Origin of the sequence: Helicobacter cetorum MIT 99-5656 (assembly GCF_000259275.1) — a bacterium.
Classification (GTDB): Bacteria; Campylobacterota; Campylobacteria; order Campylobacterales; family Helicobacteraceae; genus Helicobacter; species Helicobacter cetorum.
In genome coordinates this window covers 1,812,205-1,833,666 of sequence record NC_017735.1, presented here as the reverse complement: position 1 = coordinate 1,833,666, position 21,462 = coordinate 1,812,205, and the positions used below count along the sequence as shown (strand labels likewise).

The following is a 21,462-nucleotide window of genomic DNA, read 5'->3' as shown; positions in this document are numbered from 1 at the left end:
TAAACCCTTTAAAACACGCCAAATATTAATTAAATAAAATCTATAATTTCTATAAATATTTAAGCAAAGATTTAGGCAAATAGTTCTAAAATCACTAATCACTAATCACTAATCACTAATCACTAATCACTAATCACTAATCACTAATCACTAATCACTAATCACTAATCACTAATCACTAATCACTAATCACTAATCACTAATCACTTTGTGAAATAGTGGTTAGTGCGAAAGTCATTTGTTTTTAGTAAGTGATAGAACAAAAAAGGAGTAGTATGGCATACAAATATGATAGTGATTTGGAATTTTTAAAAGAATTGACTTCTAATGATTTGAAAGATTTATTTGAAGTGCTTGTCTATGATAAGGACGGAGAAAAAAGGCTTACTGAGGGGTTGAGCTTTTCAGAAGAATACAAAAAGCATGGCAACGACTATATAAAATATGTAGAAAAAATCGCTGAAGAATTGCAACATTATGGGGCGAATAGTTTTGTGAGTGCATTGAGGGGGACAGGAGTTTTATATAGAGAAATTTTGTGTGAAGTGTGCAATAAGTTAAAGGTCAATTATAATAAGAAGTCTGACACAAGCTTGAATGAAGAAAACATGCTCTCTAACATTTTGCAAAAGAGCTTAGAAAAAATGAACGATGAAGAGATTAGAGAGCTTTGTGATGAGCTAGGAGTGAAAAACACGAATAAATTAGGCAAGCAAGCCCTAAGCACAGCCACGCTAACTTTGTTTAAAATGGGTGGCTTTAAATCTTATCAATTAGCTTTAATTGTCGCAAATGCCGTAATAAAGGCGATTTTTCAAAGAGGGTTGTCCTTAGGAGCAAATGCCGCTCTTACAAGAGGACTAAGCATTTTAACCGGACCTGTTGGCTGGATAATTACAGGCGTATGGACAGCTATTGATATTGTAGGGCATGCTTATAGGGTAACCATACCTGCTTGTATTTTAGTTGCTACTTTACGATTAAAAGCACAAACTAATGCGGTTAAGAATTTGCTCTAAAATAAAGCCTTTTTAAGCTCTTTTTCAAAAAAAAAGGCTCTGCTTAAACAAACCATTGATTTAATGTTTTAGTTTTATTATCAAAAAAACATTGTTAAATTAAAATCACTTTTCTTAGTCTTTCTTTTTTGCTCTTCTTTCTCAAAAACAGCTCTATGGTGTTTTAAATACGCCATTCTATTTTCATTTAATATCTCTTTCAAAATATCATTATTCAAATGCAGTTTTGATTTAAGTTGGTGGTTGTTATTTAAGAGATAAGAAAATTTTAATTGCTTATTCTCATCAATGGTGATTAAATGCTTATCAAATAAAGCGTCTGCATTAGCCACGAGCAATAAGCCATTATTGATATCGTATTTTTCATTTTCTTTACACTCGCTATAGCCTTTAATGTGCGAGGCTTTAAATAAAGTCCCTATGTCATCAAAATCTGCTTCAATCCAAGTTAAAGGACAAACTACAGCCCTATCTGTTGTGGCATAATTCATCATTTCTAAAGCCAAATTTTTTCGCCATTTGTTTTGGTGTTGGCGTTGCATACTCTCTTTTTCAAAAAAAGTAGCATTTTTAACGGCTTGATTATTTTCTATTTTAAGTCTTTTATCCATATAGGCTTGATAACTAGAATTGGTGATGCCCAAAAGACTAAAAAATAATGGGTTTCTAAAAGGCATGATAAATAAATTCTTATCACTATTAGTTTTTTCTATTAAAAAATACAACAAATCGTTTCTAAACATATTATGTCTTAATTTAACAAACTCTCTATCCTTTGAAGTCCCTATTCCATGCACAGCTTGATGGAGTTCTAGTGGGGTAAAAGCTTGATGATTAAGGATTTTAATTTCCATAGTATTAGCGTTGAATTTCTTAGAATCAAAAATTTTATTTAGTTTTTTAAAAATTTCTAAAGTAAGCTTATAATTAAAATCTTTTAAAGTATTATTAACCAAATACACCTTAGCGTAATCGTTAATATTTTTTGAAATAGAGCTATCTTTTATGCTAACTCTAGGGTCTGCCATATTTAGATCTTTCCAAAATCGTTTGGATAAGCTAATATTGGATTGCTTAGCGACTTCAAAATTCCTTTCTTCTTTTTTTTCTATACTTTGCATTTGTTCTGTGCTTAAATAATAAAGTAAATTTTTATCCAAATGGTTTTTACTCACTGCCTTAGCAAAAGTAGGCAAATCTGAATGGCTTAACATTTTGTAATAAAGAACATATTCACTATTTTTATACTTATGCATATAATCAAGTAAAGATGGGGATTTATCCATCATTATTTCTTGAATGTCTTTAAAATTATCCACTCTATAAATTTTTGCTTTTTTCTTAGAATGAGGCATTTTAATCCTTTTTTAAAAATAATTCACAATGCTTTTTAATAGATTTAGCTAAAGCAAAGCTCACATTCACGCTGACTGCATTTCCCAATTGCTTATAAAATTGCGTATTAGAAACCACTTGCTTAAAACCATTAGGAAAGCCTTGTAATTTTCTAGCCTCATTAGGGGTTAAGCGCCTTATAAAGGAATAGTTGCTATCTTTATAGCGTTCGTAATTCTTTAAGTCAGTGTAGTAATTATCTTGGCTCGCTCTATGGCATTTATGCATGGTAGCGGTTAAAGTTTTAGCAATAGGTGTATCTATGCTAGGCTCTACAATATAGCCTTTTGTTCCTTTTCCTAAAATCGTTTTAATCATTTTTGTAGAAATAAAGTATTTTAATTCTACTTCTTCATCTAATAAATTTAACGCACTGATTTTACAAGGGCTTTTTTTAGGGAAAACAAAGTTTAAAGAAGTGAAACACTCTTTTTTTAAAGCCACTATAAATACTCGGTTACGCTGTTGTGGTAAGCCAAAGTCTAAGGTGTTTAAAATCTCGTAATTAACTTGGTAATTAAGCCTATCTAATTCAAAAAGAATGCGTTTAAATGTTTCGCCTTTATTGTGGTTGATTAAATTTTTAACGTTTTCTAAAACCACCATTTTTGGCTTATGTTTTTCTATGATTTCACAAATAGTGAAAAATAAAGTCCCTCTTTTATCATCAAATCCTTTTAAAGCCCCTAAGGTTGAAAAAGGCTGACAAGGAAAACCGCCAATTAAAATATCGTGCTTACCAATATTATCTTTTTCATTCAATATATCGCCTAAGACAATATTTTGACTGATATTAGCCTTATAAGTTTTTACAGCGTATTTATCAAAATCATTCGCCCATACAATTTCAAAGCCATTTTGGATAAAGCCCAAATCAAAACCCCCAATCCCACTAAATAAACTCGCTACTTTCATTTAATTGCCTTAATAATTTCTTTAATCAATGCCATTAAGACATCTACCACAATAGAATTGCCCGCTTGTTTATAGCCTTGGGCTTTAGAGACTACAATGCGATAATTATCATCAAAGCCCATAAGTCTATGGGCTTCTCTCACACTTAAAGAACGCACCCTATTATTAGTGGTAACATAATTATTCACGCTTGAGCGATGATGGTTTCCCATAGTAGAAAGCAAGGCTCGTGCAATAGGCAAGTCAATTTTAGCATCGGCGTGGTAGAAATTTTTTGAGCCAGGGCTTAGGCAGTATTTAAGAAGTTTTTCGCTTAGAAAGTATTTTTCATCTACTAATTCCCCTCCCTTAGAATTTTTAATATCTAAAATAGCGTTTTTGCTTAACAAATTGCCCTCTTTAATATTGTCTTGCAATAAGTCTTGCATAGTGATAGTGAGTTGTTTAGGACTAGGGAATGCAAATTTAAGTGCGTTTTTTTGTTCTTTGAAGCCTACCAAGAACAAACGCCTACGCCCTTGAGGAATACCATAATTTCTCGCATCTAAAATCTCATATTTGTAGAAGTAGCCTAAACTTTTAAAGGCATTTTGCACCACTTCAAAGGTTTTTCCCTTATCGTGTCTAAGCATTCCATAAACGTTTTCAAAAATAAAAACATTAGGCTGAATTTCATTTAACACTCTAATATAATCATAAAATAAAGTGCCTCTAGTGTCTTCTAAGCCTAGTTTTCTACCAATAGCAGAAAAACTTTGACACGGACTTCCACCTACTAAAATATCCACTTTATCTCTAAAATCTATCCCATCAAATAATTTAATATCTTGAAAAAAAAATCCTCTTTGATTATATAGTTAGCTAAATAGGATTGCTTTACAAAATTTTGTTTTTTGCTATGTTGTTTGATGAGATTATCTGTGTAATTTCTTTTTTCTTTTATGTTTGATAAGCTTTTAATCTTTTGTAATTCTAAATCATAATCTATATTTAAATCAATATTGCCATTATCACAAGCAAATAAAATTTCATGTTCTATTTCTAAACGCTTTAGAGCGTATTCAAACGCCCCAATCCCACTAAATACACTCGCTACTTTTAACATTAAAGTTTTTGCAAATTATCCCACTAACCCCAAACATTCTCTATGAGAAATCTCTAAACTCAAACTAACACACTCATTATTTTGTATATACTCAAACAAAATCACTTCCTTATAGCTCTCTTTAGCAAAATTCACAAAGTTATGATAAACAAGATAATTATCCAAGTATTTAGTCGCTACACCTTTAATTTTATGCTTAATCATATCCTTTAAATGACTATGATAGCTATTGATAGTTTGGATATTAAAAGAACCTAGTTTATGTTTTTTCTTTGGTATTCTAATATGGCTTAACTCCATGTTATTTGCTAGTTTTAAATAAGCTCTAAAACTATCGGTTACAAAAATACTATCTCTAGAAACTTTATTACTTAAGACTTTTATTAAGTCTTTGATTTTAGGCTTACCTAAATCAGAAACTTTAGCAATAGATTTGCCATTTAAATTCACTCCACTTGTTACACAAGCTTGCTCTTTAGATAATCCACGCTTTAATGCTTGTGTGTCTCTATGTTTAGATAAGCGTGGCAGCTTAAAATTTTTATGATGACCTTTAAAAGAAAGGGGGAAGTAGGTCTCATCAGCCTCTACTACGCCATTTAGCTCTACTTCGTTTTGTATATTCTGTAAAGCATCTAGTATTTTATGCCGCCAAGCAAAAGCGGTAGGTAAGCTAATCTTACAAATTTCAGCTGTCTTTTTAAGCGAATATTTTTCTATCATACAACGAACGAATTTTTTCCAAACCTTAATATCTGTCTTGGTGCTAAAAAGAATAGTGTTATTAGTTAGTGTAAAAGTCTTTTTGCAATCTTTACACATAAATCTTTGTTTATTATCTTTTTTGCCATTTTTTACAAATTGATTAGACTTACAATGTGGACACTCTTTGATTTCTTTTTGAATAGGTGTTTTAGTTATAGATTTTTCTTTATCTTTAATAGTCTTTAAAAAAGCCTTTTTATCAGTTTTTGTTAAGTTATTAAAGAGCTGTTTGATAATCTTTAATTCATTTGTATGATTAGGCATTTTAAAGTCCTTATTTGAAAGGGGTTTTATAGAAATAGTATAGCAAAATAACAAGAATAAATCAATACTTTGTTTTAACAGAGCCAAAAAAAAAAAAATACAATACACTAAACTAGACGCTAAAAGCGTCTAGTTTTTAAACTTTAATGAAAGGAGAGTAAAATGAGTAGGACTCCAAATGATCAAAGAAGCGATGCACATAATCCTAATAGCAAGGAGCATAAGAGCAACCACGATAACCGCTCTAACCAGCTTAACCCTAACCACCCTGAGTATAAGGGCAATAAAAACAAGTAAGGGTTAAAAAAAGGGGGGGGTGTCTATCTTTAAAGTTCTGTTTGTATAGAACCTTGACGATAGATTTTACAACGAAATATTATGAAATATAAAACTTAAGGCTGTTTGCGAATAATATTAATTTAAAAAAGTATTTGTAGATCTTAAATTCTTAAGGCGTTAAAAAGCAAAAATGATTGCATAATTTCTTATAAAAATACATGAAACTATTCTTTAAATATTATTTAAAGAATAGTCTTTAATTTTTTAGCCCATATCCCTACAATGATTTTGCTATCCATGTTTTATACAAAACAGAGCTAAACTTAATCAAGATTTTAAAATAATCTCTTAATTGATTTTATCCAAAAAATCCTTTTATTTTTAACGCCCTAAATCCTAGATTGTATAATATTTTCTTGATTGACACTACCAAAATAATTCAATCAAAAGCTAAATTTTAGCGTTTAAGAGAGTTGACTGTTTGAAGCATAGCATCAGCAGTTTGAATGCTCTTAGAATTAGCTTCATAAGCTCTTTGTGCTGTGATTAAATCTGTCATTTCTTCTACTAATTTCACATTGCTTAGCTCCAAAAAGCCTTGCCTGAGCTTGCCTAAGCCTTGAGAATCAGGCACACCTACAATCGCATCGCCACTTGCATTGGTAATTGCAAATAAATTGTCCCCCATAGAATGGAGTCCAGCTGGATTGACAAAATTAGCCAAAGTGATTTGCCCAATAACATTAGAAGTCGTTTGTAAGCCTTGAGTAACGCTCACCGTGCCATCCACACCGATATTCACTTGCGTGGTGTCTTCAGGAAGAGTGATTTGGGGTATGAGAAGATAGCCTTCGCTCGTTACAAGATTGCCTTGGTCATCTAGCTTGAAATTCCCACTTCTTGTATAAGCGGTGGTGCCATCAGGAAGCTGGACTTGAAAAAAGCCCTTACCTGTAATGGCGACATCTAAATTATTCTCAGTTTCTTTAGGGCTACCTTGTGAAAACATTTTCGTAATCGCACTAGGACGCACGCCTAAGCCCACTTCCATACCATTTGGCGACAAGGTTGTGTTGCTTGTGTTAGTGCCAGCGTATTGCACAGCTTGGTAAAACAAGTCGTTAAAATCCGCACGAGATTTTTTAAACCCAGTCGTATTGACATTGGCGATGTTGTTTGAAGTGGTGTCAATATGCGTTTGTTGTGCGAGCATCCCTGAAGTAGCACTATAGAGAGAACGAAGCATGAATTTTCCCTTTGAAACTTGAATTAAACGATTTAAGAACCGACAATTCTAACAAAAATAAAATTAAATTTGACTAAACCCACCAATGCTATTCTTATTTTTAAAACAATATTTTTAAATTCTCATTTTATGATTTATCATAGCATAGGCAAGCCTATTTCATTCAAGGGTAAATACTCAAAACAATACCAACAGTTCACGCTTAAAATATAGTCTAAAGTGTCTTTATATTCAGGCTTTTTGAACCAATCATTTAGAATATAGATAAATTCTACCTTATGATTTAAAGGGGCAAAAAGCTTTTTGTATTGCCATAATTTAAAGCCACAGGTTTGCAATTTTTCATCTACTGAACCTGCCACTTCTTGGTATTTGATTTCTAAAATAAAAATCGTATTGTTACTAATCACAAAAATGGCATCATCAGGCAAAAGTTTTTTGGATAGGATTTTACGCCAATCTATTTTTAACTCTTCTAAATTCCTATACAATTCGTGTTTTTTAAAGGATTGTGCTACAAGTTTGTTTAAAAAATAAATATCATAACCCATTGTTTGCTTTTGTTTATTTAAAGGCTTTGCTACGCAGTTGTAACCATTCATATTTTGCAAAAAACTCACTAAATCTATATGCATTTCAAATCTAATGCCAGTTTGGGTATTAGCACCACCAAATCCACCTTTAATCATTACTTATTCCTTGTATCAACACTTCATCAATCTTAGAGCGCTTATTTCCCTTGCTATTGATACAACGATTAGCCTTTAGAATCTCTATTTTATAACCTTGATACAAATCTAGAATAAAAGGGGTATTAGAATTACTTAAAAAAACTTGAACTTGTTTTTTAGCCAAAGTATCAAACACCCTAAAAAGCTCTTTTTGCTCTTTTTCCAAAAACTCATTTTCACTATAAGCTGTAAAACTAGAAGTCTCATTGAGTGGGTAGTAAGGCGGATCAAAATAAATTAAATCAAATTTGCGGGCTAATTTTAACACTTCTTTATAAGAAGTGTGTTTAATGGTTGCATTTTGCAAGGCATAAGAACTATTTAAAATCACTTCGCTATCACAAATTTTAGGGTCTTTATACGCTCCCATAGGCACATTAAAATACCCCTCTTTGTTCACTCTATACAAACCATTAAAACAAGTTTTATTAAGATAAATAAAGCGAGTTGCCCTTAAAAGAGAATCAATTTCTTTAAAATTATCCTTTCTATCCCACTCACGCACTTCATAATAAAATTCCTTAGAATGCTCTTTTTTAAATTTTTGTAATTCTATAATAAGTGCGTTAGGATTATTCTTAAGCACTTCATAAGCGTTAATCAGCTCCGCATTAATATCAAACAAATACGCTTTTTTATTTTCTAACCTACCCAAAGAAAACAATTCAAAAAATAACGCCCCACCCCCTAAAAACGGCTCAAAATAACTTTCAAATTCATTAGGCAAAAAGGGTAAGATTTGAGGCAATAAATTTCTTTTGCCCCCAGCCCATTTGATAAAGGGGTGATAAATCTTAGAACTCTTTGTCGCACGCTCTTTTTCCATATTTACTCATCTTAAAGCTTTATTTTAAGGTTGTGCCAAAACTCCTTTCAACAGCGTTCTTGGCGAAATATCCGCCTTTTCTAAAGGGGTGAATTGCCCTTTTTTATAGGCTTCTAAACTCGCTCTTCCTATCATACCCGCATTATCACTACAAAATTCTAAGGGGGCTAAGATAAGCTTGCAATCAAACGCACTACACAAATTTTCAAACGCCTTTCTTAAGGCTAGATTTTGACTCGCTCCCCCCACAATGCCAAAAATTTTGGGGCGTTTAGTTTTAAAATAGCGTTTGGTTTGAGCGATTAAATGCTCTATGGCTACACTTTGAAAATGATAGCAAATCTTACTCTTTACTTCATCATTCAAATTGTGAGCGTTTTTTTCAATCTCCAAACGCACCGCATTTTTTAAACCTGAAAAGCTAAACGCTAAATTCGGGTTATTTCTTAAAGGAATAGGAAACATTAAAGGCTCATTTTTATACGAGTAATTAAGGGCTAACTTTTCTACTATAGGACCTCCAGGATAGCCCAAATTTAGCATTTTAGAAACCTTGTCAAAACTCTCTCCAAAGCTATCATCTAAACTTGTGGCAATGATTTTAATGTCTTCATAGCTCCTAGCTTCTAAAATCAAAGAATGCCCCCCAGAGACTAACAGCACGCTTAAAGGCATGCAAGTTTGCTCTTCATTGATAAAGAGTGAATACACATGCCCTCTTAAATGGTCTTCTAAAATTAAGGGTAAATTTAAAGACAAGCTCAAGGCTTTTGCCATCATCAAACCTTCTATTAAAGTTACACTCAAACCCGGCTGGCTCGTAATAGCTATGGCTTTAAGCTTAGAAAAATCATTATTCAAGCTCATTTTAATGCGTTCTAATAATAAGGGCAAACTCTCAGCATGTAGCCTAGATGCAAGTTCAGGCACAACGCCCCCATACACACTATGGTGCTTTTCTTGAGAGATTTTAAAATGAGCGATGAGTTTGGCACTCTTTATACTAGTAAGAGCTAAAGAGCTGTCATCACAAGAACTTTCAATACTTAAAATCATTACTTTATCTTTAAATTAATATTATTTTCTTAAGATTATACCTTGTTAGTGCGAAATTTAAAGCCTTTAAACTAAGACTAATTAGTATTACTTTATAATTCTTTAAAAAGTCAAAGGTTATTTTTCTTGCTTGTTTCTAGCTTTTTAAATCAAATTGACCCCTTTAATTTAGGGGTGCTGTTTAGCCGTTTTCAAATTAAAAATGGTCGTATTTATGGGGTATGCTCCTATAATAAATCACCCAAAATCAATAATAGTAAAATCTATGAAGAAAGCAAAGACCTTAAAAGCCCTTAATATTTTAAGCACACATAAAATTTGGCAATTTAATAATGAGAGTCTTACAAAAGTTAAAGGCACTTTTGTTTTTGTCTTAGAAAACGACTTGAATTTAGATGAAAACTCCTTCTATAAAAAACTCTTAAATCTATTGATAGATTATGATTTTTTTAACCCTTTGCATTCTAATTTAATAACCCCTAATCAAAAACTCTTTTTAAGCGGTTTCTTTGAAAGTAGGGGCAGTATTGATACACACCACAATTATTTAACCCAAGATTATTTTTTTCATAATACTTTAGAATTTAAAAAATTTAATTACTTAGTGGATAATTTTAATATCCCTAGCGGAGCGTTAAATTTTAATTTTAGAGAACTGCAACCTGAGTATATCCAAGGCACTAATCGCCGTAACCCTCAATTTAGAATCCATTTAGATTGGTATTTATACCATATTGGACTATTTGGTTCTTATAAGACACAAATCGCTAATCATATTTTTAACAACACTCTTGTTATTGATGGCATTTATTGCAAATTGGATTCCAAACCAACAACTACTTATCGTGATAGTATCTTTTTAAACCGCACCCATTTCTATCTTAAGAATGTCTATCAAAAAGATTTAGACAATAAAGACATTAAAAACCTAAGAAAGCAATTAGACTTTATTCAAAGCAGTGAAGAATTTAAACGAGATAGTAAAATCATCAATTTTTATCGTCTTTCAACACCTAATCTCTGTAGTGCTTGTTGTGATTATTACGACATCAAAGTAAGAAGTTTTATTTCTTTACCTTTATATAAAATCACGCAAGACCCTAACGCTTACTATACCGAAATACACCATGTTATTTCTTTAGGTAAAGATAAAGAATTAGATGTGTTAGACAATCTCACTAAGCTTTGTCCTACTTGTCATAGAGCTTTAAAAAGAGGGGCTAGTAACAAGGAGTATCAAAAGCACTTAATTGAAAATATTTTAAACCACAATAAAGATAATTTAGAGTTTGCACAATTGCGTTTTAATACTAATAATTTTTCAACGCTTATTGATAACATTTATGAAAGTCTAAAATGAATTATAGAATTTTAGACTTATTTTGTGGGGCTGGGGGGTTTAGTGCTGGGTTAGAACACTTAAAAGATTTTAAAACTTTAATAGGGCTAGATTTTGACAAACAAGCCTTAAACACCTTTCAAAATAACCATAAAAACGCTGTTTGTATTTGTGGGGACATTACAGAACAAGAAATTAAATCACAAGTAGTACAACACGCTAAAAATTTAAAAATCAACATGATAATTGGCGGGCCTCCTTGTCAAGGCTTTTCTAATAAAGGGAAAAATTTAGGTCTCAAAGACCCTAGAAATTTCTTGTTTTTAGAATACATAGAAATTGTAAAAGCCATAAAACCAGAAATTTTTATCATTGAAAATGTAAAAAACTTAATCTCATGCGCTAAAGGCTATTTTTTAGAAGAAATCAAGGCAAAGTTTCACGCCTTAGGGTATCAATTAAGCTATCAGATTCTAAATGCTAAAGATTATGGTGTGCCTCAAAGTAGAGAAAGAGCTTTTATTGTAGGGGCTAGGCATTTTAGTTTTGATTTTAATTGTTTAGAGCCATTAAAGAGCGTAAGCGTAAAAGAGGCCATTAGTGATTTGGCTTATCTTAATTCTAATGAGGGTGCGTTTGAAAGCAGTTATTTAAACCCTATACAATCAAATTATCAAGCTTTAATGCGAAAAGATAGCACTAGATTATATAATCATAAAGCCACTAACCACTCACAAGTCGCTTTAGAAAAATTAAAACTAATTAATAAAGAACAAGGCAAAGAATGCTTGCCTAAAAACTTGCATGGCAAACAACAATTTAAAAGTACATGGGGGCGTTTAAATTGGAATAAAGTAAGCCCCACGATTGATACAAGATTTGACACCCCAAGCAATGGCACAAACTCTCACCCAGAATTACACCGCTCTATCACACCACGAGAGGCTGCTAGGATACAAAGTTTTAGTGATAGCTATATTTTTTATGGCAATAAAACAAGTATTTGCAAGCAAATCGGTAACGCTGTGCCCCCTCTTTTAGCCCTAGCCTTAGGCAAGGCTATTTTAAAAAGCATGCGTAAATGATACAAATTTATAATGCCAACGCCTTTGAGATTATCAAAGATTTCCAAAAACAACATTTAAAAGTGGATGCCATTATCACTGACCCTCCTTATAATATTTCGGTTAAAAATAATTTTTCTACCCTAAAAAGCGCTAAAAGAAAAGGCATAGATTTTGGGGAATGGGATAAGAATTTTAAGCTTTTAGAGTGGATTAAGCACTACGCCCCTCTAGTTTCTAAAAACGGCTCTATGATTATTTTTTGCTCGTATAGATTTATAAGCTATATTGCTACTTTTTTAGAAGAAAATGGCTTTTTGGTGAAAGATTTTATCCAATGGGTTAAGACTAATCCTATGCCTAGGAATATCAATCGGCGTTATGTCCAAGATAGCGAATTTGCCCTATGGGCGGTTAGAAAGGGGGCTAAGTGGATTTTTAATAAACCTAAAAATGAAAAATACTTACGCTCCTTGATTTTAAAAAGCCCTATAGTAAGTGGGATTGAAAGAACTAAACACCCTACACAAAAAAGCCTAGCTTTAATAGAAAAAATTATTTCTATACACACCAACCCTAATGATATTGTTTTAGACCCCTTTATGGGAAGTGGCACAACAGGTCTAGCATGTAAAAATTTAGGGCGAAAGTTTATTGGTATAGAACTAGAAAAAGAATATTTTACTATCGCACAAAAGCGCTTGAGCTAGTCTTTAAAACTCTATCTTGTAAAGATTGTGTTATAGTTTCTTAAAATTATACCTTATTAGGATTTTTTAATGAAAAGAATGTTGGCGGAATTTGAAAGAAACCAAGCGATTTTAATGGCATTTCCCCACAAGTTTGGCGACTGGGCGTATTGTATCAAAGAAGCTAGAGAAAGCTTTTTAAACATTATTCAAACCATAGCAAATTACACAAAGGTTTTAGTGTGCGTTCATACTAATGACAATATCGGTTATGAAATGCTAAAAAGTTTATCTAATGTGGATATTGCAAGAATTGATACAAACGACACATGGGCGAGAGATTTTGGAGCTATCAGCATTGAAAATAGGGGCGTTTTAGAGTGCTTGAATTTTGGTTTTAATGGCTGGGGGTTAAAATACCCATCAAATTTGGATAATCTAGTGAATTTCAAACTCAAAAATTTAGGGTTTTTAAAACACCCCTTAAAGACTATGCCCTATATTTTAGAAGGTGGGAGCATAGAAAGTGATGGGACTGGAGTGATTTTAACCAACACTCAGTGTCTATTAGAACCAAATCGCAACCCCCATTTGAATAAAGATGCATTAGAAAACATGCTTAAAAAGGAATTAGGAGCTAAGCAAGTGCTATGGTATTCTTGTGGCTATTTAAGGGGCGATGATACGGATAGTCATACCGACACGCTCGCTCGGTTTTTAGATAAAGATACCATTGTTTATAGTGCGTGCAATGATAAAAATGATGAGCATTATGAAGAATTAGCCAAAATGCAAGAAGAATTAAAAACCTTTAAAAAACTTGATGGCACGCCTTATAAACTAATCCCTTTAGAAATCCCCAAAGCGATTTTTGATGAGAATAACGAACGATTACCGGCTACTTATGTAAACTTCTTATTTTGCAATAACGCCTTAATCGCGCCAACTTATAACGACCCTAAGGATACGCTCATTTTAGAGACCTTAAAACAACACACCCCCCTAGAAGTAGTAGGCGTGAATTGTAATACCCTAATCAAGCAACATGGAAGCTTGCATTGTGTAACGATGCAACTATATTAAATAAAATCACGCTTTTTGGCGTGGTTCAAGGTGTGGGCATGCGCCCTTTTGTAGTTGCCCTAGCTCAAAAATTAGAGCTTGTAGGCTTTGTGCGTAATGTTCAAGTGGCTTTGGAGATTGTCTTACCTAAAAATAAGACCAAGTTATTTTTAAACGCCCTAAAAAATGAATTACCCCCCTTAGCTTTGATTGAAAAAATTGAGATTAGCCCCTATAACAAAGCACTAAATTTTAATGGTTTTAGGATTTTAAAAAGCAAGACTAACGCCTTAAATTTGCTTAGTCAAATCCCCAAAGACTTAGGCGTATGTAGAGATTGTTTGAATGAAATTAATGATAAAAATTCGGCGTATTTTCATTACGCTTTCAATTCTTGTGCGAAATGTGGGGCGAGATACAGCCTTTTAAACGCCTTACCCTATGACAGAGAGAACTCCGCCTTAAAACCTTTCAAACTCTGTGAGTTTTGTTCTTCTATCTATAAAGACCCTATGAATAAGCGATTTCATATTCAAGGTATAAGCTGTCAAAAATGCGGTATCACACTTAACTATAAAGAATTAAAAAATTATGATGCCCTTTTAGAATGTGCTAAAGATATTCAAAAGGGTAAAATTATCGCTTTTAAAGGCTTAGGGGGTTTTGCCTTTATATGCGATGCGAGAAATCAAGTAACTATAGAAAGATTACGCCTTTTAAAAAATCGCCCTTTAAAGCCATTCGCACTCATGCTTAAAGATTTAAACACAGCACAACAATATGTGTCTTTAAACGAGTTAGAATGCGAGAGCTTAAGCTCTTTTAATGCCCCTATACTCTTAGCCCATAAAAAACCTAACACTTCATTAGCCCCAAATATTGCCCCAAACTCCCCCTTTTATGGCGTCATATTGCCCTATACCCCCTTGCATGCCTTATTATTAGATTTATTAGATTTTCCTATTATTTTTACGAGTGCGAATTTTAGCTCCCAACCTTTAGCGAGCAATGAAGAAGAAATCAAAAAACTACATTTTCTCTATGATTTTAAGCTCACACACAACCGCTCTATTATTCATAGGATTGATGATAGTATCACACAATGCGTGGATAATAAAATCCGTTTAGTGCGTTTGGCTAGGGGGTTTGCCCCACTTTATATTACCTTACCAAAGCCCCTTAAAAAGAAAGAAAAAATTTTAGCCCTAGGAGCGGAGCAAAAAGGGCATTTTAGCTTGCTAGATAGTGAGACCTCTACGCTTTTACTCTCGCCTTTTTGTGGGGATTTGAGCGTTTTAGAAAACAAAAACCACTTTAAAGAAACTCTAAATTTTATTTTAAACGCTTATCATTTCAAACCCACGCTTTTAGCTTGCGACAAACACCCAAACTACGCCACCACTAAAATGGCTTTGAATTTTAACACGCCCTTATTACAAGTCCAGCACCACCATGCGCATTTTTTAGCAAGTATCCTAGACGCATTTTTGCAAGATAGAAATATCAATCAATTTATAGGCATTATCTGGGATGGGAGTGGGGCTTATGAAAATAAGATTTATGGGGCGGAGTGTTTTATAGGGGATTTTAAAGAAATTAGAGAAGTCGCTAGATTTGAAGAATTTTTGCTTTTAGGGGGCGAGAAAGCCATAAAAGAGCCTAAACGCCTAGTTTTAGAAATCGCTTTAAAATACCAGCTTGACAAGCTTTTAAAACGCATTCAAAAGCATTTTGAAAAAAGTGAGTTAGAGATTTTTAAACAAATGCACAAAAAACAAATCCAAAGCATAGCCACAAATTCCGTAGGGCGTTTGTTTGATATTATGGCGTTTAGTTTAAACTTAGTAGAAACAATTAGTTTTGAAAGCCAGAGCGGTCAAGTTTTAGAAAATTTAGCCAAAGAGAGTAATGAAACTTCAATTTATCCTTTTGAAATTAAGGACAACATTGTGTGTTTAAGAAAATTTTATCAAGCGTTTGAAAATGATTTAGAAAAGCTAGAATTTAAGCATATCGCTAAGAAATTTTTTAATAGTTTAGTAGAAATCATTATCGCTTTAATCACGCCTTTTAAAAAGCATGCAGTGGTGTTTAGTGGGGGTGTGTTTTGCAACAAACTATTATGCGAGCAATTAGCCAAACGATTAAAAGAGCTTAAAAGAACTTATTTTTTCCACAAAAATTTTGCGCCTAATGATAGCAATATTGCTATCGGTCAAGCTTTAATGGCATATTTTAACCCTACAATCATAAAGAAAGGATAAAAATGAATCATGTAACTCTAGCGTGCGGGAATGGGGGGCAAGAAACTAATGCGTTAATTGAGCAAGTGTTTATGCCTTATTTAAAAGAATTTATCATCGTTTTTAATGAAGACGCCCCTAAGTTTAGAGCTAATGGGGAGTATTGTGTCAGCACGGATAGTTTTGTCATTACGCCCTTAGTTTTTAATGGGGGCGATATAGGCAAGCTCTGTGTTTGTGGGAGTGCGAATGATGTGAGCATGCAAGGGGGTGAACCGCTTTATTTAAACATGGGCTTTATTTTGGAAGAAGGCTTAGAAATTAGCTTGCTAAAACAGATTTTAAATTCCATTCAAGAGCAATTAAAATTAGCTAATCTGAAACTACTCTCATTAGACACTAAGGTCGTGCCAAAGGGGAGCGTGGATAAGCTCTTTATTAACACCACATGCATTGGTAAAATTATAAAGTCAGAGATTTCTTCACAAAATCTAAAAGCTAATCAAGTCATCATTGTAAGCGATAGTATCGCAAACCATGGGGCAAGCTTGTTTGCTATGCGTAATGAAATCAAGCTAAAAACGAGTTTAGAAAGTGATTGTCAATTGCTCTATCCTTTATTAAAACCCCTATTTTTAAGCGATTTAAAAATTTATGCCCTAAGAGATGCAACTAGGGGCGGACTAGCAAGCGTGTTGAATGAATGGGCGAGTAGTTCAATTGTAAAAATCATTATAGAAGAAGACAAAATTCCTTTGAAAGAAGAAACTAAAGGCATTTGTGAGATTTTAGGGCTAGAACCTTACGCATTAGCTAATGAAGGGGTATTTGTCCTAGCTATGGATAAAGAAGATGCTAAAAAAGCTCTAGAACTCTTGCATGCTAACGAAAAAGGCAAAAACGCTTGCATTATAGGTGAAGTGTTTAAAAACCCCTATCCAAGTGTGGTTTTAAAAAATGCATGGGGTTTTGAAAGAATTTTAGAAATGTCAGAAGGCGAAATTTTGCCTAGGATTTGCTAGAATAGAATTTCAAGCTAATTTTTGGCATAATCGCCCTAACAATCATTGAAATAAGAAAGGTTTAAGTGTTGGCTCTCTCGGAAAAAAAGCCCATTTTAAAATACAGACACATAAAACTACATGACTTTTCACAAATCAAATCTTATTTTGACGCACTCAATCTTGACACAAGCCACTTTGTCAATTCTAACGATATTTGCACTCCATTAGATTGTGTAAAAGAAATGATAGACACTATTCCTAGCGATTTTTTTAGACAAGAAAATTTAAAAATTTTAGATTGTTGCTGTGGAAATGGAAATTTTTTTGCTTACTTGAGAACCAAGACTTCTTTAAATAACCTGTATTTTAATGAGATTAACCCCAAACGCATTGAGCATGTTAAAAAATATTTTGGAAATAATATCCATTTGAGTTGTAAGGATTTTTTGGAATTTGATAATGCTACGCTTTATGATTTAATCGTGGCTAACCCGCCTTTTGCTAAATTTAACGCACTAGGTCGCACTTCTAAAAACCATAATCTAGCCAGAGATTTTATTAAAAAAGCCTTAGAGCTTACAAAAAATGGGGGCTACATTTTATTTATTGTGCCTAACCACTGGATGAGTTTTTCGGATAGAAATGTTTTGCCTAGCTTGCTCTCACAATATCAATTTATCCATCTTAATATAGGTGGGGCTAAAAAATATTTTAAAAAAGTGGGTTCATCTTTCACTTGGTTTTTATTGCAAAAAGTCCCTAATCAAAGGAGTTTTAGCGTTTATAATCATTATGTTTTAAAAGACACGCAAAGAGTTTTGCTTAAAACTCATTTAAATTTTATCCCCTTGTATTTGAATGAATTAGTTTGTAGTATTTTAGACAAAACCATTAATAATGCTAATTTACCTACCTATAAAATAGAAACCACAAGCTTTTTACACAGAACGACTAAAAAAGAATTTTTATCGCCCATTCCGAACAAAGACTACCCTTACAAGCTTATCCATACCCCTAGTCAAGTCGTATATAGTAAAATCCCCCATAAATACCAAGAAGGCTACAAAGTCTTTTTGTCTTTGACTAATCAATACAACACATTTATTGATGATTGTGGCATGACACAAAGCATTGCATTTGTGCGTTGCAAAAGCTATGAAGAAGCTTTAAAAATTAAATCTGAATTAGACAATGAGATTTATATTTTTCTTAATAATCTCACTCGTTATGGCAATTTTAATAACATTAGAGTGTTACAGCATTTCCCTTTATTAGAAAGCATTTCTTTAACTAAGCAAGAGCTGAAGTTTATCCACAAATTTAATGGAGCGTATTATGGGCAAAAGCAAAAAATAAAAATATTGTGATTTTAAAAAGTATTGATGACTTAAAAGATGAAATTGATTATAGAGACTTTGAATATAAAGAACATTTTAACTTGTTGTGCGAGTTAATTCCTAATAATGACTTAGAAAAGTTAGAAATCAAAGCCATTGATGAAGAGAACATGAAAACTGAAGGGCTTGTATATGTGTTTGTTATTCAAGGCAAAATCTTTAAAATCGGTCATAGTATTACGCCTATTACCAAGCGAGTGCAATCTTATAATTGTGGCAAAGTAGAGTATCGTATCAATGGCACAAATTCTACAACAAACTATTTTGTGTTGCAATCGCTTTTAAAGATTAATGAAGTTGTGCAAGTATATGCCTTTTTCCCCGAACAACCCACCTACAACTTATTTGGTAAAACTTATCAAGATAGTTTCCCTACTTCCAAAAGAGCTGAAAATGTGATTTTAAAGGATTTTATTAAAAATCACCATAAAAAACCTATCGGATGCACGCAGACTTAATCCCCCCCCTTATAACCCAATTTAAAACAAATAATAATAACTAATAAACATGCTATACAAGGTATTCAATATTAGCATAAGTTCTTAATCCAAATCTAGGCACAAAGAAATGTTTGTATCCTATAGCTAGACTAACCCCATAATGGAGAGTGGTTTGTTTGGAAACAGACACTAAATTTGAAAGGTTGGTTTGAGTATAGCGGTTTGTTTGTAAGGTTAGTAGGCGGTAAAAATAGTTTGCTAAGTTAGGAATATCTGTGGGCATGCTTGTCGTAATGATATTATCAGCATTACCATACTCAAAGCAATTTTTTTCAGCTAAGGTGTTTTCATTGTAACCGCTTGGCATAGGAAAACCGCTTGGCATAGGGCAATTTGGCAAAACAGCGTTTGGATAAGTATGCTCGTTAAAAATCTTATTATATTCTACTTCATATATATGTGCGTTTTTACCCCAAATACTAATACAATTATGTGCTTGGTCGTTATATCTTTGTGCGTTTTTTACACACCATTTCGTGTATCTTGTGTATGCTTCGCCTGTCTGTGAAGCATTATCCATAGCTGTATCTTTATCTGTTCGGTATTTTATAACTTTTTCCGTGTAATCTTGCCTAGCTATATTTTGGACTTGTTGGTTAATATCTGGTTGGTTTTCAGCTCTAGGTTGTGGGGGATTTGTGGGTTTAGATTTTGAAGTTGGATTTTCTTGTGGATTTGGGCTTTCTATTGGGCTGGATTTTTCTGGCGGTGGGTCTTGGACTTGTGGTTGGGGATTTGGCGGTAGTTCAGCTGGTTTTTCTTGGGGACTATGTTCTTGGTGTTGCTGTTGTGGTGGTGGCGAATGGGGCGGACTTGACACAGGCTGTGGACTTGGATTTTCTTGTTTGGATTTCCCACTAGGCTCACCCTTTGATGAAACAGGGCTATTCTGTGGTGTTTGCTTGGGTAAATTTGGCGGTAGCATTACAGGGGGTAAATGAGATGGTTCTAAGGTGGTAATGGTGCGTTTTTGTTCACCTTGACCGATTAAAAAGCTTCCACCCACTTAAAAAAACACAAGTTTACAAAATGATATTTTTTCTTGTTTCTATTGACTTCAAGCGGCACAACTAGGTTTCTTAAGGTAATTTTAAAAAAATAATCGTAATAATATAACTCTAAAAACCCCTTATTAAATTAATCTATACCAAACAATAAGGAGTTATCTAACATGGGGTTTTTCAAGCTTAAAGAACACAACACAAACATAGCCACTGAGTTTAGAGCTGGCTTAACGACCTTTATCACAATGATTTACATTGTGCCACTGAACGCTCTCATTCTTTCTCAAGCTAATATGCCTTATGAAGCCCTTTTATCTGCAACCTCTATCATCACTATCCTAGCAAGCATTTTTAACGGACTATGGGCAAACACCCCCATTGCAATGAGTGTGGGCTTAGGGCTATCAGCCTATTTTAGCTATGGACTTGTTCAGGGTTTAAAATTACCTTGGCAGAGTGCTTTAGGCATTGTAGCGCTCTCTGGGGCGATTTTTGTCATTTTGTCTTTTACGAATTTTCGTAGCTGGGTTATGCGAAGCATTCCTAGTGATTTAAGACGAGCTGTAAGTGCGGGAATAGGGGCGTTTATCGCATTTATTGGACTCAAAGAGATGCATATTGTAGTTACTCATAAGGCTACGCTTGTAACCTTAGGCGATTTTAGCGACCCACAAGTATTATTAGGGGTTGTGGGGGTAGTCTTAATCTTTGCCCTAACTACGCTTAAAATTAAGGGTTCTTTTATTTTAGCCGTATTAATCACTTCAATCATTGCTTGGGTCTTTCAGCTATCCCCCTACCCTAAAGAGTTTTTCTCCATGCCCGCTAGTATTAGCCCTATTGCTTTAGAGCTAGACATTAAAGGCATTTTTTATGATGCGAGTGGCACTTTCACCTTAGCCTTAGTGCCGGTGGTAGTTACTTTTTTTGTTACCGATTTATTTGATTCTTTAGGCACGCTTGGAGGCATTGGCTATAGAACAGGCTTTTTTAATGAAAAAGAAAAAAGCAAAGCTTTAGAAAAGACTTTAGAAGCTGATGCAGGGGTTTCTTTGGCGAGTGCGTTTGTAGGGGTTTCTACTACTACCGCTTTTATAGAGAGTGCGAGTGGGGTTGAAGAGGGTGGGCGCACAGGGCTTACAGCGGTTTTTACCGGATTACTTTTTGTTTTAACGCTTTTTTGCTTGCCACTCTTAAAGGCCATTCCTTCTAATGCGATTTATCCGGTGCTTGTTATGGTGGGGGTTTTGATGTTTAGTGCGTTAGAAGGCGTGAATTTCAAAGACATCGCTGTTAGTGTTTCTACTTTTCTAACCGTGGTGATGATGCCCTTAACTTATTCCATTACAGATGGTTTAGCTTTTGGTTTTCTCTCTTATACGATTATCAAATTAGTGCAAAAAGACTTCAAAGCGATTAATCTTGGTATTATAATGCTCTGTGTCATTTCTTTTTTTGTATTCATTTTTCGTTAAGTCCTTTTTATAGGACTTAGAATTTTTTACCCATTTTCAAGCAGTTTTTTTTCATTCAAAGGGTTTCTTGTCTTAAAACAAACA

20 protein-coding genes and 1 pseudogene are annotated in these 21,462 nt (G+C 33.5%); 11 read left to right on the top strand and 10 right to left on the bottom strand.

The window, feature by feature from the left end; translation table 11 throughout:
- Nucleotides 1-275 precede the first annotated feature (275 nt).
- Entirely contained in the window at nucleotides 276-1,019 is a 744-nt protein-coding gene (locus HCD_RS08605; protein WP_014660168.1) for a YaaW family protein, read from the top strand.
- Nucleotides 1,020-1,099: 80 nt separating this feature from the next.
- Here HCD_RS08605 and HCD_RS08600 read toward each other — a convergent pair whose 3' ends face one another.
- The 5 genes from HCD_RS08600 to HCD_RS08585 are packed head-to-tail and all read right to left on the bottom strand — an operon-like array spanning nucleotide 1,100 to nucleotide 5,463.
- Entirely contained in the window at nucleotides 1,100-2,374 is a 1,275-nt protein-coding gene (locus HCD_RS08600) for an HNH endonuclease signature motif containing protein (protein ID WP_014660167.1), read from the bottom strand.
- A gap of 1 nt (nucleotide 2,375) precedes the next feature.
- Nucleotides 2,376-3,329 carry a DNA cytosine methyltransferase gene (locus HCD_RS08595; RefSeq protein ID WP_014660166.1) on the bottom strand — a complete coding sequence of 318 codons (954 nt, stop codon included), beginning with the start codon at nucleotides 3,327-3,329 and terminating at the stop codon, nucleotides 2,376-2,378.
- Complete coding sequence (locus HCD_RS08590; RefSeq protein ID WP_014660165.1) at nucleotides 3,326-4,117, bottom strand: DNA cytosine methyltransferase; 792 nt, start codon at nucleotides 4,115-4,117, stop codon at nucleotides 3,326-3,328. Before HCD_RS08590 ends, HCD_RS08595 begins: the two co-directional genes overlap by 4 nt.
- A gap of 14 nt (nucleotides 4,118-4,131) precedes the next feature.
- Nucleotides 4,132-4,434 carry a DNA cytosine methyltransferase gene (locus HCD_RS09655; RefSeq protein WP_014660164.1) on the bottom strand — a complete coding sequence of 101 codons (303 nt, stop codon included), beginning with the start codon at nucleotides 4,432-4,434 and terminating at the stop codon, nucleotides 4,132-4,134.
- A 15-nt stretch (nucleotides 4,435-4,449) separates the two neighbouring features.
- Nucleotides 4,450-5,463 carry an IS1595-like element ISHce1 family transposase gene (locus HCD_RS08585; protein ID WP_014660163.1) on the bottom strand — a complete coding sequence of 338 codons (1,014 nt, stop codon included), beginning with the start codon at nucleotides 5,461-5,463 and terminating at the stop codon, nucleotides 4,450-4,452.
- A gap of 162 nt (nucleotides 5,464-5,625) precedes the next feature.
- On the opposite strand from HCD_RS08585, the gene HCD_RS09720 reads away from it, so the two are divergent.
- Complete coding sequence (locus HCD_RS09720; protein ID WP_014660162.1) at nucleotides 5,626-5,760, top strand: hypothetical protein; 135 nt, start codon at nucleotides 5,626-5,628, stop codon at nucleotides 5,758-5,760.
- A 439-nt stretch (nucleotides 5,761-6,199) separates the two neighbouring features.
- Here HCD_RS09720 and flgG read toward each other — a convergent pair whose 3' ends face one another.
- From flgG to tsaD, 4 genes are all read right to left on the bottom strand, one after another.
- On the bottom strand, nucleotides 6,200-6,988 hold the full coding sequence (gene flgG, locus HCD_RS08580) for a flagellar basal-body rod protein FlgG (RefSeq protein ID WP_014660161.1): 789 nt from the start codon (nucleotides 6,986-6,988) through the stop codon (nucleotides 6,200-6,202).
- A 137-nt stretch (nucleotides 6,989-7,125) separates the two neighbouring features.
- Nucleotides 7,126-7,677, bottom strand: coding sequence for a hypothetical protein (locus HCD_RS08575; RefSeq protein WP_014660160.1), 552 nt, complete (start codon nucleotides 7,675-7,677; stop codon nucleotides 7,126-7,128).
- A complete protein-coding gene (locus HCD_RS08570) occupies nucleotides 7,670-8,545 on the bottom strand; it encodes a DNA adenine methylase (RefSeq protein WP_014660159.1) in 876 nt (291 codons plus the stop codon). The genes HCD_RS08575 and HCD_RS08570 overlap by 8 nt, the downstream gene beginning before the upstream one ends.
- Before the next feature lie 24 nt (nucleotides 8,546-8,569).
- A complete protein-coding gene (gene tsaD, locus HCD_RS08565) occupies nucleotides 8,570-9,601 on the bottom strand; it encodes a tRNA (adenosine(37)-N6)-threonylcarbamoyltransferase complex transferase subunit TsaD (RefSeq protein ID WP_014660158.1) in 1,032 nt (343 codons plus the stop codon).
- A gap of 126 nt (nucleotides 9,602-9,727) precedes the next feature.
- Between tsaD and HCD_RS08560 the strand changes: the two are divergent.
- From HCD_RS08560 to HCD_RS08525, 8 genes and pseudogenes are all read left to right on the top strand, one after another.
- Nucleotides 9,728-10,961: pseudogene (locus HCD_RS08560) on the top strand (HNH endonuclease).
- A complete protein-coding gene (locus tag HCD_RS08555; protein ID WP_014660157.1) occupies nucleotides 10,958-12,025 on the top strand; it encodes a DNA cytosine methyltransferase in 1,068 nt (355 codons plus the stop codon). Before HCD_RS08560 ends, HCD_RS08555 begins: the two are co-directional and overlap by 4 nt.
- Entirely contained in the window at nucleotides 12,022-12,714 is a 693-nt protein-coding gene (locus tag HCD_RS08550; RefSeq protein WP_014660156.1) for a DNA-methyltransferase, read from the top strand. Before HCD_RS08555 ends, HCD_RS08550 begins: the two co-directional genes overlap by 4 nt.
- A gap of 69 nt (nucleotides 12,715-12,783) precedes the next feature.
- Nucleotides 12,784-13,776 carry an agmatine deiminase family protein gene (locus HCD_RS08545; protein WP_014660155.1) on the top strand — a complete coding sequence of 331 codons (993 nt, stop codon included), beginning with the start codon at nucleotides 12,784-12,786 and terminating at the stop codon, nucleotides 13,774-13,776.
- A complete protein-coding gene (hypF, locus tag HCD_RS08540; protein ID WP_014660154.1) occupies nucleotides 13,752-16,019 on the top strand; it encodes a carbamoyltransferase HypF in 2,268 nt (755 codons plus the stop codon). The genes HCD_RS08545 and hypF overlap by 25 nt, the downstream gene beginning before the upstream one ends.
- Before the next feature lie 2 nt (nucleotides 16,020-16,021).
- Nucleotides 16,022-17,020 carry a hydrogenase expression/formation protein HypE gene (hypE, locus tag HCD_RS08535; protein ID WP_014660153.1) on the top strand — a complete coding sequence of 333 codons (999 nt, stop codon included), beginning with the start codon at nucleotides 16,022-16,024 and terminating at the stop codon, nucleotides 17,018-17,020.
- 65 nt (nucleotides 17,021-17,085) lie between these two features.
- The gene (locus HCD_RS08530) at nucleotides 17,086-18,369 is read left to right on the top strand and encodes an Eco57I restriction-modification methylase domain-containing protein (protein ID WP_041594849.1); all 1,284 of its coding nucleotides are present in this window, start codon (nucleotides 17,086-17,088) and stop codon (nucleotides 18,367-18,369) included.
- A complete protein-coding gene (locus HCD_RS08525) occupies nucleotides 18,366-18,857 on the top strand; it encodes a GIY-YIG nuclease family protein (RefSeq protein ID WP_014660151.1) in 492 nt (163 codons plus the stop codon). Before HCD_RS08530 ends, HCD_RS08525 begins: the two co-directional genes overlap by 4 nt.
- 52 nt (nucleotides 18,858-18,909) lie before the next feature.
- Here the strand turns inward: HCD_RS08525 and HCD_RS08520 are convergent, their stop codons facing one another.
- Nucleotides 18,910-19,905, bottom strand: a complete 996-nt coding sequence (locus HCD_RS08520) for a hypothetical protein (protein WP_014660150.1) — start codon at nucleotides 19,903-19,905, stop codon at nucleotides 18,910-18,912.
- Between the two features lie 165 nt (nucleotides 19,906-20,070).
- On the opposite strand from HCD_RS08520, the gene HCD_RS08515 reads away from it, so the two are divergent.
- On the top strand, nucleotides 20,071-21,378 hold the full coding sequence (locus tag HCD_RS08515; RefSeq protein WP_014660149.1) for an NCS2 family permease: 1,308 nt from the start codon (nucleotides 20,071-20,073) through the stop codon (nucleotides 21,376-21,378).
- Nucleotides 21,379-21,462 lie beyond the last annotated feature (84 nt).